Raw genomic sequence first — 16,167 nt, 5'->3', positions numbered from 1 at the left:
GGTTATGGGAACTTGTCTCATTATGGCGGGGCTGGCTTTCGCCTTTCTGGCGGTGCGGGCAACAAATCATGGCCGCACCGGCGGCGCCCTGGCTCAGGTGCGTTCGATCTTCCAGGCCAAGGCCACGGAGGTGGTGGTTTTCACCACGCCTTCCAGGTTGCGCATGTCGTCGAGCAGGGTGTTGAGTCGCACGGCAGACTCGGCGCGCAGCAGCAACACGTAATCGAATTCGCCACTGACCGCGCAAAGCTGGCGTACCTCGGGCATGCGCGCCAACCGGGTTTCGACTTCGCGCCCGGCTTTGGCTTGCACCGTCAGGCCGACAAACGCCTGCAGCCCCTGGTTCAGCACGTCTTGCGCCAACCGTACGGTGTAGCCGGCAATGACGCCCTCACGTTCCAGCCGGTTCAGGCGGGCCAGCACGGTGGTGCGTGCGGTGCCCAGTTTGCGCGCCAGATTGGCGGCTGATTCGCGTGCGTTGGCTTGCAGCAAGGCGATCAGTTCACGGTCCAGTGCATCACGCAAGGCCGGTGGGGTGGGGGTGACAGGTGTGGGCATGGCGGGTTCGGTCTGGTCAATAGGAGCATTTAAACGTCATAGTGACATTTTCTGGGAATTTTTCGTCATATTCATCCATCCATCTGACAATACTTGTCTTTAAACTGAAGGCATTCACAATGGTTTCAAGGAGCACAGGATGCGTGTCGTTTTAATGGGTGCCGGCCACATTGGCCAGGTGATTGCCAGGCTGCTCTCAGGCACAGGCGACTACCAGCTCAAGGTGGTGGATTGCAGCGTGGTGGCGCTGAAAAGCCTGAGCCACCTCGAACTGGAGACCGAACTGGTGGATACCTCCAGTGCGGCTGAGTTGTTGCAGTGTTTGCAGGGTTTCGATGCGGTCATCAACGCCTTGCCTTACCACTTGGCGCTGACCGTGGCCACTCAGGCCAAGGCGGCGGGCTGCCATTACTTTGACTTGACCGAGGACGTGGCCGCGACGCGCGGCATCATGGCACTGGCGTCCGGGGCGAAAACGGCTTTCATGCCGCAGTGCGGTCTGGCGCCGGGCTTTATCGGCATCGTGGCGCACCACTTGAGTCAAAAATTCAGCAGCCTGCGCGAGGTCAAGATGCGCGTTGGTGCGCTGCCTGCGTTCCCGACCAACGCACTCAAATACAACCTGACCTGGAGTGTCGACGGTCTCATCAACGAGTACTGTCATCCCTGCGAAGCCATTCACAACGGGGAGCTGATCGAGGCGCTGCCGCTCGAAGGCATGGAACATTTCTCATTGGATGGCACCGAGTACGAAGCCTTCAACACCTCGGGCGGCCTGGGCACCCTTTGCGACACCCTCAAGGGCCGGGTGCAAACGCTGGATTACAAGACCGTGCGTTACCCCGGTCACCGTGACCTGATGAAAATGCTGCTGCAGGAACTGGGTATGCAGCACGATCAGGCCACGCTCAAGGCCATCTTCAGGCGCTCGATCCCGCTCACCATGCAGGATGTGGTGCTGGTGTTTGTGACGGTCAGCGGTGAGCGCGACGGCCAGTTTGTGCAGGAAGTGTTTGCCCGCAAGATTTTTGCCGACCGCTCGGAAGAGCACCCCATGAGTGCGATCCAGATCACCACGGCCGCCGGCATCTGCGCGGCGGTGGACCTGTTCCGCGAAGGCAAGTTGCCGATGTCGGGTTTCATCCGTCAGGAGCAGGTGGTGTTGCCGGATTTGTTGGCCAACCGCTTTGGCAGCGCTTACGAACAGTCACGCCAGGTCGAGTCGATTGGCTAGATGTTGGCTGGCTTGGCAAGCTGAGTCCGGTGGGCCGGGCTGACGTGCCGGTGGCGATGGCCGTGTGCGCCACTGGCGCAAGGCGTGCGCCTTGGGTTCTGAAACGAGGCGCAGGTCACGCTCATAAAATAAGCCTGACAGCCTGTTTTGATCGATACAACCATGACCTTCCCAAACGCCTTTGAAAACCTGAACGTGCTGTCGCAGCAAACCCTGCTGCCACCCAGCGTACTGCATGATGCGGTGCCCGCCAGTGAACGTGCCACCCAGACCGTGGCTGCGGCCCGTAGCGCCGTGGCCAACATTTTGCAGGGGCGCGACCCGCGTTTGCTGGTGGTGGTCGGCCCGTGCTCGATTCACGACCTGGTCGCCGCCCGGGACTACGCACAACGTCTCAAGGCGCTGGCGGAGGAGCTGAGAGACCAGTTGCTCATCGTGATGCGGGTCTATTTTGAAAAGCCGCGCACCACGGTGGGTTGGAAGGGGCTGATCAACGACCCACGCATGGACGACTCGTTCCACATCGAAGAGGGGCTGCACCTGGCGCGCCAGTTGCTGGTGGACCTCAACGACATGGGCTTGCCCTGTGGCACCGAAGCGCTCGACCCGATCACGCCGCAGTACCTGGGTGACCTGATTGCCTGGAGCGCGATTGGCGCGCGCACCACCGAGAGCCAGACCCACCGAGAAATGGCCAGCGGCTTGTCGAGCCCGGTGGGCTTCAAGAATGGCACCGACGGCAACCTCGACGTGGCGATCAACGCCATGCTGTCGGCCGCCCAGCCGCACACTTTCCTGGGGATCAACGGCGAAGGCCAGGTGGCCTTGACGCAGACCCGCGGCAATGCCCATGGCCATCTGATCCTGCGTGGCGGCAGCGTACCCAACTACGACTCGGTGGCCATCGCACAAGCCGAGGCCGAGCTCGCCCGCGCCAAATTGCCGGTGAATATCGTGGTCGACTGCAGCCACGGCAACTCGCGCAAAAACCACGCGCTGCAAAGCCTGGTGCTGAAAGATGTGGTGGGGCAGATCGTGGACGGCTGCCGATCGATCAAGGGTGTGATGCTGGAATCCAATCTGTTCGAGGGTAACCAGAAGCTGGGCGACCCCAGAAACCTGCGCTACGGTGTCTCGATCACCGACGCCTGTCTGGGCTGGGACGCCACCGCCGCAGGGCTGCGCGAAGCGGCGCAGCGGTTGCGCGCCGTGGCACGCTAGGTCTCTATTTCAGGCTGCCAGCGCGGCTTCAATGTCTTTGACCAGGCTTTCTGGCTTGTCCGTGGTCGCGTAGCGTTGGCGCACCCGGCCGTCCTTGCCGACCAGAAATTTGGTGAAGTTCCACTTGATCGATTTGCTGCCCAGCAGGCCCGGGGCCTCGGCTGCCAGCCACTGGTAGAGTGGGTGGGCGCCAGCACCGTTGACCTCGATCCTGGCCATCATCGGAAACGTGACGCCATAGTTGAGCTGGCAAAACTCGGCAATTTCGCTGTTGCTGCCTGCGTCCTGGGAACCAAACTGGTTGCACGGAAAGCCCAGCACCACCAGGCCTTGCGCGCCATAGCTTTCATGGAGCTTTTCCAGGCCGGCAAACTGGGGCGTAAAACCACAGGCACTGGCGGTGTTGACAATCAACATGGCCTTGCCTTTGAATTTTTTCAGGGCCACCAGCTTGCCGTTGATCGACAGCGCTTCAAAGTCATAGACCGTCGTCATGATTCCCCTCCATCAGCCGTGGGCCTTGTCATCGCGGGCAATGGCCAGCAAGCGGTCAACTTCCTCATGGTGCAGCGCCAGGTTGCGCGCATGCCAGCGGCGGATCAGCCACATGAAGCCGGCAATCACCAGACCAAAGCCGGTGATGGCCGCAAAGGTCGGCAAACCCAGTCCGGTGGACAGGCTGTAGAGCGCGCCAAGCACCAGAATGCAGGCCTGTTCATTGAAGTTCTGCACGGCAATGGAGCGCCCGGCGCCCATCAGGTTGTGGCCGCGGTGTTGCAGCAGGGCATTCATGGGCACCACCAAAAAGCCGCCCAGGGCGCCCAGCAGGATCAAAAACGGTGCCGCCACCCAGACATTGGTGATGAAGATCAGGCCGATGATCAGCAGGCCCATGACAATGCCCAGGGTGATCACGCGCGGGCCGTCTTCGAGACGCATGCGCATGGAGGCCACGACCGCCCCGGCCGCCATGCCAATCGCCACGACCCCCTGCAAGGCCGACGCCTGCGTCACCGAGTAACCCAGGGCGGCGGCAGCCCAGGCCAGCACAATAAAGCGCAAATTGCCCGCCACACCCCAGATCAGGGTGGTGGCGGCCAGCGAGATTTGCCCCAGCTTGTCGCGCCACAAACGGGCGTTGCAAGTCCAGAAGTCGGGCAGCAGGGTCAGCAGCCGCTTGGGCATGGGGCGCATCAGCACGCCGGTGAGCGGAATATGGGTGTTGAACCAGGCGGCCAGCAAATAGACAAAGATCAACACCGCAATGGCGGCTTCGGCCGGGTTGTTGATGCCGGTGTTGATGCCGGGGATGTCGATGGCCAGCAGGTGTTGCGATATATGACGCCCGACCAGTTGGCCACCCAGCAGCACGCCCAAAATGATCGAGCCAATCGTCAGCCCCTCGATCCAGCCGTTGGCCTTGACCAGTTGCGAGGCCGGCAAGAGTTCGGTCAGGATGCCGTACTTGGCCGGTGAATAAGCCGCAGCGCCCAGGCCGACGATGGCATAGGCCAGCAGCGGATGGGTGCCAAACAACATGAAAAGACAGCCCCCGACCTTGATGAAGTTGCTGATCAGCATGACGCGGCCCTTGGGCATGGAGTCGGCAAATGCGCCCACAAAAGGCGCCAACACCACGTAAAACAGCGCAAACATCGGCACCAGTGCGGCTTGTTGCCATTCCGGGGCGTGGCTGGTGCGCAGCAATTGCACGGCGGCTACAAACAAGGCGTTGTCGGCCAGCGAGCTGAAAAACTGCGCCGACATGATGGTAAAGAAGCCGCGTTTCATCGAAATTTTTTGCAAGTGTCCAGGGGCGGCGCTTTGAAAGGGGTGACATGTCTCCAAACGGTACCGGGTTATAGCACGCCGATGCAATGTCAAAATCGCCCCAACGCAATTTCCTCAGAGCTTTTATGCCCCGCCCGATCCTCGCCACCATCCATACCGCTGCGTTGCAGCACAACCTGGCGCGTAACCGCCAGGCAGCGCCCGACGCCAAAGTCTGGGCGGTGGTCAAGGCCAATGCCTATGGCCACGGCATTGAGCGCGTGTTTGATGGTCTGCGCAGCGCCGATGGCTTTGCCTTGCTGGACCTGGCCGAAGCCCAACGGGTGCGTGACCTGGGCTGGCGCGGCCCCATTTTGTTGCTGGAAGGCGTGTTCGAGGCGCGCGACCTCGAGCTGTGCTCGCGCCTTGACTTATGGCACACGGTGCATTGCAGTGAGCAAATTGACATGCTGGCGGCCTGCAAGACCCATGTCGGTCACCGGGTGTTTTTGAAAATGAACTCGGGTATGAACCGCCTGGGCTTTACCCCGGCGAGTTACCGCAGCGCCTGGGCGCGGCTGAACGCCTTGCCGCAGGTCGACGAGATCTCGCTCATGACGCACTTCAGCGATGCCGACGGCGGCCAGGGCATTGCCGCGCAAATGGCCTGTTTTGCCGAGGTCACGCGTGACCTGCCTGGCGAACGCTCGTTGAGCAACAGTGCGGCCAGCCTGCGCCATGCCGATGCGGTGCTGGCCTCGGACTGGATTCGCCCCGGCATCAGCCTGTATGGCAGTTCGCCTGATCACCCTGAGCACCTGGCGGCCGAATGGGGCCTGCAACCGGCCATGACCCTGTCGGCAAAAATCATCGGGGTGCAGGACATTCCCCAGGGCGCCAGCGTCGGTTATGGCTCAAGCTTTGTCGCAGAAGCGCCGATGCGCCTGGGTGTGGTGGCCTGTGGTTATGCCGACGGCTACCCGCGGGTTTGCCCCACCGGTACGCCGGTGCTGGTGGCGGGGGTGCGCAGCCGCTTGGTCGGGCGTGTCAGCATGGACATGATCACCGTCGATCTGACGCCGGTGCCCGAAGCCGGCATGGGCAGTGACGTGACCCTGTGGGGGCGCGCCGCCAACGGTGTCGTGCTGGGCATCGACGAAGTCGCGCAGGCGGCCGGTACGCTGGGCTATGAGCTGATGTGCGCGCTGGCACAACGGGTGCCGGTGCAGGTGGCTGATTAGGGCTTTGCCATTCGGTGCTTGATCCCCTTGAGCAGCTCAAACCACAGCACGCTGGCCAGCCCCAAAGCCGCTGCGCCTGCCAGCCAGGTCAGGGGCAGCAGTTCAAACAAAAACAGGCGCGCCAGCCATGGCACATAGAGCACCAGCCCCAACAGGCTCAAGGCGGCCGCCACCACCAGCCACAGCGTGCGGTTGGGTACCCGCAGGCTGGCCCAAACAGCACCGGCGCGGCTGCGGTTGGAAAAAATCAGCGCCAGGTTGGTGAACACCAGCACGGCAAAGGCCAGGGCGCGCCCGCCGCCTTCAGACAACTGCGATGCGCCCCAGACGGTGGCGACCAGCACCACAGCCAGTGCGCCCAGGCCTTGCAGCAGGGCCAGCCCCAGCGCCATGCCGCCAAACAGGGCTTGTTGCACATCGCGCGGCGGGCGTTGCATCACGTCCGACTCGGCGGGCTCGTTCTCGAACACCATGGAGCAGGCCGGGTCAATCACCAGTTCCAGAAAGGCAATGTGCAAGGGGAACAGCACGGTGGGCCAGCCCAGCAGCACTGGCAGCAGCGCCATGCCGGCGATCGGCACATGCACCGCCAGGATGTAGGACATGGACTTGCGCAGGTTGTCAAAAATGCGCCGACCCAGGCGCACCGCGCCCACGATCGAGGCGAAGTTGTCGTCGAGCAGCACGATGGAAGCCGCTTCGCGCGCCACGTCGGTGCCGCGTCCGCCCATGGCGACACCGACATGCGCGGCTTTCAGGGCTGGCGCGTCGTTGACGCCGTCGCCGGTCATGGCCACCACTTCGCCAGCCGCCTTCAGCGCCTGCACAATGCGCAGTTTTTGCGTCGGGGCGATGCGCGCGCAAATGTGCACGCTGGCAATGCGACGTTGCAGTTCGGCGTCGGTCAAATGCGTCAGTTCGTCGCCGGTGAGGAGTCCCTGGGGCCCGTGCCGGAGTCCGGCTTGTGCGGCAATGGCCAGCGCTGTGGCAGGGTAGTCGCCGGTGATCATCACCACCCGTATGCCGGCGTTGTGGGCCTCTGTGACGGCTTGCGGGATTTCGGCGCGCAGCGGATCGGCCAGCCCGAGCAGGCCGATGAATTCGAAGTCGAAGTCGTGTTCGATGGTCGGCCAGTCCTGACCCTGAAAGCGGGCACGCGCCACCCCCAGCACGCGCAGTCCCCTGACCGCCATGGCTTCGGCCGCGCGGGCAATGCTTTCTTGCGTTGCGCCATCCAGATGACACAGGTCCACGATAGCTTCCGGTGCCCCCTTGGCGGCTACCACATGATCCGCGCCATGGGTGGCCCGCCAGACATGCGACATGGCACGCAGCTCGGGTGTCAGGCCATAGGTTTGCATCAAGGTCCAGTCGCGGTGCAGGTGCTCGGTGTCCTGAAGGAAGTGTTGCCCCAGCCGGTGGAAGGCCTTTTCCATGGGGTCAAAAGGGTCGGTCACGCTGGCCAGAATGGAGTATTCCACCAGGGTGTGGAAGCACTCGTGCAGCTCGTTTGTGGTGCCGTAGTCAATCGCCAGGTTGGCCGCCTGCTCGGAAAATTTTCGCTTGGTCCCGCCCGTGACAGGCTGCGGTACATAGAGCTCGGCGACCGTCATGCGGTTCTCTGTCAAAGTGCCGGTCTTATCGGCGCACAGCACGCTGGTGGCGCCCAGGGTTTCAATGGCTGCAATGCGCCGGGTCAGCACGTTTTGCCGGGACAGGCGCCACGCGCCCAGTGCGGGAATGATGGTCAGCACCACCGTGAATTCCTGTGGCAGCAAGGCCATGGCCAGCGCAATCGCGGCCAGCAGAGCGGCCAGCCAGTCGCCGCGCATCAGTCCATAGGCGACTAACAAAAACAGGCTCGCACCCAAGGCGACCCCTGCCAGTACCTTGACCAGGCGCGCCATCTGTTGTTTCAGTGGTGAAGTTTCGCTGGTCAAGCCGCCCAGCGCCTGGCCAATCCGGCCAATCTCGCTGTGTCGGCCGGTGGCGGTGACGCGCGCCATCCCCTGTCCGCGCACCAGCAGGGTGCCTGAAAACAAGGCACTTGCGGGCACGGCCATCGTGGCGTTTGGATCTGGCGTGGCCGCCACCTTGTCGACCGGCACAGGTTCGCCGGTGAGCAGGGATTCATCGACCTGAACCCCGGTGCCCTGGATCAGCACCGCGTCGGCAGGCACGCGGTCCCCTTCGGCGAGCATCAGCACATCACCACAGACCACCTCGCGCCCGGCAATGCGCAGCGCGGCACCGTCGCGCAGGACCAGGGCACGCGGGCTGGTGAGATCACGCAGGGAATCGATGGCGCGCTCGGTTTTGCCTTCCTGGTACAGCGTCAAGGCCAGCACCACCAGCACCAGGCCGAATAACACCAGGCCTTCCTGCAGATCCCCCAACACCAGGTACAGCACGCCGGCGGCCAGCAACAGCGCAAACATCGGGTCCGTGAGCATGTCGCGCATGATGTCCAGCGGGCCCCGCTTGTGCGCGTCGGGCAACTCGTTGGGACCATTGTCGCGCAAAGCCTGTGCGGCCTGCGCCGCGCTCAGGCCTTTGTCTGATGCCGGTAAAACCATTGTTTTCCCCCTTCAACCACCAGCAGGTAGGATGCCACAAGTGCAGCCAGCAGTCCAAAATACGCCAGCGGCAGTGGCGTAAAACCGAGATAGGGCGCCAAGATCGTGAATGGCAGCGCCATGGCCGTGGCCACCACCGCCAGCGAGGTCAGGGCCAACCAGCGGTCAGGCTGGCTGCGCAAGGGGTTGCGCCGGGTCCGAATCACAAAAATAACCAGTACCTGGGTGGCCATCGACTCCACAAACCAACCGGTGCGAAACATCGATGCCTGTGCATCGAACAGCCTGATGAGCAGAAAAAAGGTCAGGAAATCGAACAGCGAGCTGATGGGCCCGATGCTCAGCATGAAGTTGCGAATGAAGCCCATGTCCCAATGTCTGGGTTGCGCCAGGTCTTCTGCGTCCACATGGTCCAGCGGCAACGTGACCTCCGACACGTCATAGAGTAGGTTGTTGAGCAGAATCTGCAAGGGCAACATGGGCAGGAAAGGTAAAAACAGGGTGGCTGCCGCCATGCTGAACATATTGCCAAAATTGGAACTGGTGGCCATCATGATGTACTTCATCACGTTGCCGAAGGTGCGCCGGCCTTCGAGCACACCCGCATGCAGCACCATCAGGTCATGTTCCAGCAAAATCATGGCCGCCGCCTGCTTGGCCACGTCCACTGCACCATCAACTGAGATGCCCACGTCGGCGGTATGCAATGACGGTGCGTCATTGATGCCGTCACCCAGATAGCCCACCACATGGCCGCGGTTCTTGAGGGCCAGGATGACGCGGTTTTTTTGTGCCGGATTGACGCGGCAGAACAGGTTGACACTGGCCACCCGGGCCCGCAGGGCATCGTCGTTGAGCGCTGTCAACTCGGAGCCGGTCAACACACCTTGAACCGGCACGCCAAGCTGCGTGCAGACATGACGTGTGACGCGTTCGTTGTCGCCCGTGACGATCTTGACGGCCACACCACTGGCCGCCATGGCGTGAATCGCCTGCCCGGCACTGGTTTTGGGTGGATCGAGAAAGGCCGCAAAGCCGGCAAAAATCAGGGCGCTTTCGTCCGACACCACGGCGTGCGGGTGGTCTAGCGCGACGTCGTGCCAAGCAATGCCCAGCACGCGAAAGCCGTCTTCGCTTAGGCTGTCAAATAGGGCATTGATGCGCGTTTGTGCTGCCGCATTGAGTGCCACGGTTTGACCGGCCGGGTCTTGGTAATGCGTGCACAAACGCAACACATCTTCGGGTGCACCCTTGACGACCAGCCGCCGGCAGGCAGCGCACTCGACCAGCACCGAGACGCGCCGGCGCTCAAAATCAAAAGGTACCTCGTCAATTTTTACCCAGTCTGATACGTCCATGTCCGCATGGGCGAGGATCGCGTCGTCGAGCGGGCTTTTCAGGCCACTCTCAAAATAGCTGTTGAGGTAGGCCAATGCCAGCACTTGCGGGTTGTCAGCCCCGGAGGCATCGACATGCCGCTCCAGCCGGATCCGGGCTTCGGTCAGCGTGCCGGTCTTGTCGGTACACAACACGTCCATGGCGCCGAGGTCCTGAATGGCCGACGGGCGTTTGACGATCACGTTCAGCGAGGCCATGCGCAGCGCGCCACGTGTGAGTGTGACCGAGACCACCATCGGCAGCAGTTCCGGGGTCAGACCCACGGCCAGTGCCACAGCAAACAAAAACGACTCCAGCAGCGGACGCTGCAGTGCCACATTGACCAGCAGGGTAAACAGTACCAGCAGCAGCGTCAGCCGCATGATCAGCATGCCAAAACGCCGGGTGCCCAACTCGAATGCGGTGGACGGTGCCGGGCGCGACAGGCTGAGCGCAATTTGCCCCAGAGCGGTGTTGCTGCCGGTGCGCTCCAGCAGCACCCGCGCTGAACCGCTGACCACCGAACTGCCCATGAACACCAGATCTTGCGCCGAGGTGTCGGCATCAAGGTGATCCGTCACGCCCTCGTTCTGCGGGGCTTGGGCCGAGGCTCCGGCAAGCGGACGTTTTTCTACCGGATAAGGCTCACCGGTCAATTGCGCCTGATTGACGAAAAAGTCCCTGGCCTGCAGCACCCTGGCATCGGCTGGCACCAGGTTGCCGGCTGACAGCAGCACCACATCGCCTGGCACCAGCCTGGCCACTGGCAGTTCACCCGGCATGCCATCACGCAGCACGGTGGCGGTTACTGCGACCTGTAGCGCTAGGCGGTCGGCTGCCTGACCGGCACGGTAGGACTGCACAAAGTCAAGCGTGACACTCATCAGCACGATGAACCCGATGATCAGGGCGCCACTGGCATCCCCCGTGAGCGCGGAAATGCCACTGGCCACCAGCAGTGTCAGCACCAACGGGTTTTTGAAATGCAGCAGGAATTGCAGGGCCATGGCCCGTTGCAGTGCAGGTATCAGCCGATTGGGTCCGACGCGCTTGAGCCGTTCAGCCGCCTGCGCGGAGCTGAGCCCGGTTGCATCGTGCGGGGCCGTGAGGACCTGAGCGGGTATTGCCATACAAGCGGTCATTTTCATTGTTGCCAGCTGCCGGATGACGCGCTGGTGTCAATGAAAAAAGTTATCACAAGCTTCCCTGCGGTGCCATGCGATATGTCACGCCGAGGCACCGCACAGGATGTGTTGTGAATCTGTGAATTTATACAGTATTATTCTCCCATGGCCAAAGAAAAAACCCACTACGTCTGTTCCGACTGCGGCGGCACCAGCCCCAAATGGCAGGGCAAGTGCCCGAGCTGTAACGCTTGGAACACCCTGATCGAATCGGCCCCCGAGAGCGCTTCTCCGGTTAAAAACCGCTTTGCTTCCCTGGCCAAGACGGCCGAAATGGCGGTTCTGGGCGACATTGACGCGGTCGACATGGCGCGCACGCCCACCGGTCACGAGGAGCTGGACCGGGTGCTGGGTGGCGGCATGGTCGAGGGCGGTGTGGTGCTGATCGGTGGCGACCCTGGCATTGGCAAGTCGACCCTGCTGTTGCAGGCGCTGGATGCGCTGCAGCGCAGCGGCCAGAGCACCCTCTATGTCACCGGCGAAGAAAGTGGCGCGCAGGTGGCCTTGCGTGCGCGTCGTCTGGGGCTGGATGGCTCACAGGTCAAGGTGCTGGCCGAAATCGGCCTGGAGAAAATCCTCGCCACGCTGGCGTCCGCGCAGCCCGACATTGCCGTCATCGATTCCATCCAGACGGTCTATTCCGACCAACTTACCTCGGCGCCCGGTTCGGTGGCGCAGGTGCGTGAATGTGCGGCCCACCTGACGCGTGCGGCCAAAGCCAGTGGCGTGTGTATGGTGCTGGTGGGCCACGTGACCAAGGAAGGGGCACTCGCGGGGCCGCGCGTGCTGGAGCACATGGTCGACACCGTGCTCTACTTTGAGGGCGATACCCACAGCAGCTTCAGGCTGGTGCGCGCCATCAAGAACCGCTTTGGCGCGGTGAATGAAATCGGCGTCTTTGCCATGACCGAAAAAGGTCTCAAGGGAGTCAGCAACCCGAGCGCCATTTTTCTGAGCCAGCACGCCGAGCCGGTGCCGGGCAGCTGTGTCATGGTCACGCTTGAAGGCACGCGCCCGATGCTGGTCGAAATCCAGGCCTTGGTCGACAGCGGCGGTCCAAGCCCCAGACGCCTGAGCGTGGGCCTGGACAAGGACCGCCTGGCCATGTTGCTGGCGGTGCTGCACCGCCATGCCGGGGTCGCTTGCATGGACCAGGACGTGTTTGTCAACGCGGTCGGTGGTGTGCGCATCAGTGAGCCGGCTGCCGATCTGGCGGTGCTGCTGGCCATCACCTCCAGTCTGCGCGGCAAGCCGCTGCCGAAAGGTTTTTTTGCCTTTGGCGAAGTGGGCCTGGCCGGTGAAGTGCGGCCTGCGCCGCGTGGCCAGGAGCGCCTCAAGGAAGCAGCCAAACTGGGCTTCAGCGTGGCCGTGGTGCCGAAGGCCAACCTGCCCAAAAACCTCAAGACCAAAGACTTTGAAGGCCTGACGATTCACGCTGTGGAGCGCGTCGAACAGGCCATGGAGGTGGTGAGAAGCTTATAAGCTTGTGGGTCAGACCACTCGCGCAGCGACGTGCTCTGACCCCAACCAATCTGAAATCTTGCGGGTCAGACCACTCACGCAGTGACGTGCTCTGACCCCAACTGACTAGATGGAGTTCAGACCACTCGCGCAGAAGATCAGTTGCGCTCCAGCACATTCCCCGATTTGCGCACCGCATCGCCGACCTTGAAGCCGGGGTCCTGCGCGTAATCGAACTCGGCCGTTGTGCCATTGTTGTAGCGCACGCCGACAGTCCAGACTTTATGGGCGTTCATTTTCTCTTCGATCTTCTTGCCGGCGTAGGCACCGCCTGCCGCGCCGGCAATGGTGGCCAGGTCTCTGCCGGTGCCGCCCCCCACCTGGCGTCCCAGCACGGCACCCGCCACCCCGCCGGCAATCATGCCGACCGGACCGCTGTCACCGGCTTTTTCGACGACCTTGACGCCTGTCACCTTGCCGCATTCGTTGCAAACGGCCGGTTGCGATGACTTGGGGGCGGGTTTGCTGGCTGCCAGTGCTTTTTCGTACACCGCCTGGGCATCACGGCGGCATTGCAGCCGTGCTTCGGACGAAGCTTCATCAGCGCATAATTTTTTGTCGGCCTCATAACGCGCCTTGGCCGTGCTGGCAGCAGAGGGCTGCTGCTGCGCGCCAAGGCTGGAAGCGCCCAGCAGCAGGCCGACGGCCAGCCAGCAAGAGGCAGAACGGGTTGTCAAGGTGTGGGTCATGAAATTCTCCTGAAATAGAACATGGTGCAGGCGGGCGCAGTGGCCGGCCACAGGCGCAAGAATACTGCGACTTGACGGTTTTGCACAGCCGGGACCCCATTTTGGGCGATCCTTGAGCACCTCGTGACAAGTCGCAAAGCCCTAAATTCTCACAAAAGCACCTTGTCGGTGCCCGTAAAATCTACAATTTGTAGCATTGCCCCCCTTAATTTGAAGGAATAACCGATGAGCCCCTTACCGCCCGACCTGTCTGACCGTGATGGAAAAATCTGGATGGATGGCCAGATGGTGGAATGGCGTGACGCCAAGATTCACGTCCTGACCCACACCCTGCACTATGGTTGTGGTGTCTTTGAAGGGGTGCGTGCTTACAAAACGGGGGATGGTACGGCCATTTTCCGGCTCGAAGAGCACACCCAGCGTCTTCTCAACAGCGCCAAAATTCTGCGCATGGCGATTCCGTTCAGCAAAGAACAAATCATGCAGGCGCAAGTCGATGTGGTGCGTGCCAACCAGCTCGAATCCTGCTACCTGCGTCCCCTGAGCTGGATCGGCAGCCGCAAGCTCGGCGTCAGTCCCAAGGGCAACCACATCCACCTGATGGTGGCGGCCTGGGCCTGGGGGGCCTACCTGGGGGACGAAGGCATGACACGCGGCATCCGCGTCAAGATTTCCAGTTACACCCGCCATCACGTCAACATCACCATGACGCAGGCCAAGGCGGTGAGCAACTACACCAACTCCATCCTGGCCAACACCGAGGCGCTGGACGATGGCTATGACGAAGCCATGCTGCTCGATGCCAATGGCTTTGTCAGCGAAGGTTCGGGCGAAAATGTCTTCGTCGTGAAAGACGGCGTGGTCTACACCCCCGACCTGTCGGCCGGTGCCCTCAATGGCATCACCCGCAACACGGTGCTGCACATCTGCCAGGACCTCGGGCTGGAAGTGGTGCAAAAACGCATCACCCGCGACGAGATCTACATCTGCGATGAGGCTTTCTTCAGCGGCACCGCAGCCGAGATCACGCCGATTCGCGAACTTGACCGCATTGAGTTGGGCAAGCCCGGCTACGTCGGCTCACGCGGCCCGATCACCGAGAAGATCCAGAGCGCGTTCTTTGACATCGTCAACGGCCGCAACCCCAAATACGCCCACTGGCTGACGAAAGTCTGAAACTTTGCGGGACAGACCAAGATTTGTGAAGCAAATTTGCTCTGTCCCCAACACTTCGTCGGATATTGGATGTTTACCTTGCGGGGCAGCACGCAGTGACATCAAGTGCACCAGCGCTGTCCCCAATTGATGAGAAAGACCCCCATGACAACTGCAACTGTAGAACTGCTGGCCAAAGACCTCAATCACCAAGGCGGTGTTTATTGCCCCAGTCCCTTGGCTGACATGACGCTGTGGAACAGCCACCCCAAGGTGTATCTGGATGTGGCCCACACCGGCCAGGCCAAGTGCCCCTATTGCGGCACGGTGTACAAGCTCAAGGAAGGCGAGCATTTCCACGGCCATTAATTGGGGTCGGATTTCAATTCATTTCCGTCTTCACCTGAATTGAGCCGCTCACTCATCATTGCACCGCAATGGATCGGCGACGCGGTGATGACCGAGCCGCTGTTGCGGCGTTTGCACGCGCGCGGTGAACAGCTTACCGTGGGGGCGCTGCCCTGGGTGGCACCGGTGTACCGGGCCATGCCGCAGGTGGCGGAAGTCATTGAATTTCCGTTTGCCCACGGTGGCCTGCAATGGCGCGAACGCTGGCATCTGGCCCGGCAGATCAAAGGCCGGTTCGACTGTGCCACCATCTGCCCCAACTCACTCAAAAGTGCACTGCTGCCTTGGATGGCGGGCATTCCCACGCGGATCGGTTATCTGGGCGAGGCGCGCTTCGGATTGTTGACGCAGCGCCTGAGCAATCCGCCCAAGGGACAGCGCCCGCCGATGGTGGCGTTTTATTCAGCCTTGAGCGGGGCAGCGGATGTGGCGGCCGACCGGCCGCAGTTGCATCTGTCAAAGCTGGACGTCGATACCGCCTTGCACGCCTTGAGCCTGACGCAGATGGGTTATCACGTGTTTGCGCCGGGTGCCGAGTTCGGCGAAGCCAAACGCTGGCCGGCTACCCACTTTGCCGCGCTGGCAGAACAACTCGATGCACCTGTCGTGCTGTTGGGCTCGGGCAAGGAGGCCGGGCTGTGTGCCAGCATTGCCGATCCGGTCAATGTCCGGCGTCCGGGGCACTGCCTCAATCTGGCAGGAAAGACCACGCTGGCGCAAGCGCTGGCAGTGATTGCGGCATGCAAAAGCATCGTGAGCAATGACTCCGGCCTGATGCATGTCGCGGCTGGTTTTGGTGTCAGGCAGGTGGCTATTTTTGGCTCCAGCAGTCCGCTGCATACGCCTCCGCTGAATGCTCTGGCCACGGTGTTATGGCTCAAGACCGACGCCGCCTACCAGCCGCCACTGGACTGTGCACCGTGTTTTGAGCGGGTCTGCCCGCTGGGTCACACGCGCTGCCTCAACGACATTCTGCCGACCCGGGTCAGCGCCTTGCTGTAGTGGTTTTGCCCCGGGCGAAGGTGTCTTGCCAAAAAAAAGCCACCCGAAGGTGGCTTGTAAAAGTTCCTCTGTGGGAGGAACGTCGTTGGAAACTTCACGAATCCAGAGGCTGCACCCAAGACAATCAAGGATGCTGACTAAGGTCTGTGCTTCATGACTGTGACAGCAGTTGGGTCAACTATAGCGGACATGGGGTGACCCAGGAATCCCCCAATTGGGGGGGAGCGAGGC

General features: G+C 61.8%; 13 protein-coding genes. 7 read left to right on the top strand and 6 right to left on the bottom strand.

Annotation, left to right across the window (positions count from 1 at the left end; genetic code table 11):
- Positions 1–93: 93 nt before the first annotated feature.
- A complete protein-coding gene (locus NDJ10_RS04655) occupies positions 94–558 on the bottom strand; it encodes an Lrp/AsnC family transcriptional regulator (RefSeq protein WP_296160002.1) in 465 nt (154 codons plus the stop codon).
- A 139-nt stretch (positions 559–697) separates the two neighbouring features.
- Here NDJ10_RS04655 and NDJ10_RS04650 point away from each other — a divergent pair, with 139 nt between their 5' ends.
- Entirely contained in the window at positions 698–1,792 is a 1,095-nt protein-coding gene (locus NDJ10_RS04650; protein ID WP_296160001.1) for a saccharopine dehydrogenase C-terminal domain-containing protein, read from the top strand.
- A 162-nt stretch (positions 1,793–1,954) separates the two neighbouring features.
- Entirely contained in the window at positions 1,955–3,013 is a 1,059-nt protein-coding gene (locus NDJ10_RS04645) for a 3-deoxy-7-phosphoheptulonate synthase (protein ID WP_296160000.1), read from the top strand.
- 9 nt (positions 3,014–3,022) lie between these two features.
- Here the strand turns inward: NDJ10_RS04645 and NDJ10_RS04640 are convergent, their stop codons facing one another.
- Entirely contained in the window at positions 3,023–3,508 is a 486-nt protein-coding gene (locus NDJ10_RS04640; protein ID WP_296159999.1) for a glutathione peroxidase, read from the bottom strand.
- Between the two features lie 12 nt (positions 3,509–3,520).
- Positions 3,521–4,804 carry a lysophospholipid transporter LplT gene (gene lplT / locus NDJ10_RS04635; protein WP_296160120.1) on the bottom strand — a complete coding sequence of 428 codons (1,284 nt, stop codon included), beginning with the start codon at positions 4,802–4,804 and terminating at the stop codon, positions 3,521–3,523.
- A gap of 125 nt (positions 4,805–4,929) precedes the next feature.
- On the opposite strand from lplT, the gene alr reads away from it, so the two are divergent.
- The gene (alr, locus tag NDJ10_RS04630; protein ID WP_296159998.1) at positions 4,930–6,024 is read left to right on the top strand and encodes an alanine racemase; all 1,095 of its coding nucleotides are present in this window, start codon (positions 4,930–4,932) and stop codon (positions 6,022–6,024) included.
- Here alr and NDJ10_RS04625 read toward each other — a convergent pair.
- Together NDJ10_RS04625 and mgtA are read right to left on the bottom strand one after the other, a co-directional pair.
- On the bottom strand, positions 6,021–8,600 hold the full coding sequence (locus NDJ10_RS04625; protein WP_296159996.1) for a cation-translocating P-type ATPase: 2,580 nt from the start codon (positions 8,598–8,600) through the stop codon (positions 6,021–6,023). The genes alr and NDJ10_RS04625 overlap by 4 nt on opposite strands.
- The gene (gene mgtA / locus NDJ10_RS04620; protein ID WP_296159995.1) at positions 8,570–11,107 is read right to left on the bottom strand and encodes a magnesium-translocating P-type ATPase; all 2,538 of its coding nucleotides are present in this window, start codon (positions 11,105–11,107) and stop codon (positions 8,570–8,572) included. Before mgtA ends, NDJ10_RS04625 begins: the two co-directional genes overlap by 31 nt.
- A 159-nt stretch (positions 11,108–11,266) precedes the next feature.
- Here mgtA and radA point away from each other — a divergent pair, with 159 nt between their 5' ends.
- Positions 11,267–12,643 (top strand): DNA repair protein RadA, encoded by a 1,377-nt coding sequence (gene radA, locus NDJ10_RS04615; RefSeq protein WP_296159994.1) that lies wholly within the window; start codon positions 11,267–11,269, stop codon positions 12,641–12,643.
- 137 nt (positions 12,644–12,780) lie between these two features.
- On the opposite strand, the gene NDJ10_RS04610 is transcribed toward radA, so the two are convergent.
- Positions 12,781–13,371 carry a glycine zipper 2TM domain-containing protein gene (locus NDJ10_RS04610; protein ID WP_296159993.1) on the bottom strand — a complete coding sequence of 197 codons (591 nt, stop codon included), beginning with the start codon at positions 13,369–13,371 and terminating at the stop codon, positions 12,781–12,783.
- Between the two features lie 225 nt (positions 13,372–13,596).
- Between NDJ10_RS04610 and NDJ10_RS04605 the strand changes: the two genes are divergently transcribed.
- The 3 genes from NDJ10_RS04605 to waaF all read left to right on the top strand — a co-directional run bounded on the left by NDJ10_RS04605 (position 13,597) and on the right by waaF (position 15,936).
- The gene (locus NDJ10_RS04605) at positions 13,597–14,547 is read left to right on the top strand and encodes a branched-chain amino acid transaminase (protein ID WP_296159992.1); all 951 of its coding nucleotides are present in this window, start codon (positions 13,597–13,599) and stop codon (positions 14,545–14,547) included.
- Between the two features lie 144 nt (positions 14,548–14,691).
- Positions 14,692–14,895, top strand: a complete 204-nt coding sequence (locus NDJ10_RS04600) for a zinc-finger domain-containing protein (RefSeq protein ID WP_296159991.1) — start codon at positions 14,692–14,694, stop codon at positions 14,893–14,895.
- 39 nt (positions 14,896–14,934) lie between these two features.
- A complete protein-coding gene (gene waaF, locus NDJ10_RS04595) occupies positions 14,935–15,936 on the top strand; it encodes a lipopolysaccharide heptosyltransferase II (RefSeq protein ID WP_296159990.1) in 1,002 nt (333 codons plus the stop codon).
- Positions 15,937–16,167 lie beyond the last annotated feature (231 nt).

Origin of the sequence: Rhodoferax sp. (genome assembly GCF_023700745.1) — a bacterium.
Lineage (GTDB): Bacteria > Pseudomonadota > Gammaproteobacteria > Burkholderiales > Burkholderiaceae_C > Rhodoferax.
Note: the sequence above shows the minus strand (reverse complement) of the source record. Positions and strands in the feature narration are given on the sequence as shown.